The 363-nt window shown below is 52.1% G+C and carries 1 protein-coding gene; it reads left to right on the top strand.

The genetic code is table 11. The annotated features are described in order from the left end of the window. A partial coding sequence (locus tag ACTHS3_RS16180; protein WP_440368532.1) for a collagen-flanked surface repeat-containing protein occupies nucleotides 1-363 on the top strand: 363 nt, incomplete at both ends.

The following is a 363-nucleotide window of genomic DNA, read 5'->3' as shown; positions in this document are numbered from 1 at the left end:
GGTGCAACTGGTGCGAAAGGTGACACTGGTGCAGACGGTAAGAATGCACAAGCCAATGTTAAAGACAACGGCAACGGCACTCACACTGTAACCATCACCGATGGTGACGGTAACACCACTACCACCATCGTTAAAGACGGTGCAACTGGTGCGAAAGGTGACACTGGTGCAGACGGTAAGAATGCACAAGCCAATGTTAAAGACAACGGCAACGGTACCCACACTGTAACCATCACCGACGGTGACGGTAACACCACTACTACCATCGTTAAAGACGGTGCAACTGGTGCTAAAGGTGATACCGGCGCTACCGGTGCAACAGGTGCCGACGGTAAGAACGCTGAAGCCGACGTTAAAGACAAC

The organism is Neisseria sp. P0009.S007 (genome assembly GCF_051962515.1).
This window is presented reverse-complemented; position numbering and strand designations above follow the sequence as displayed.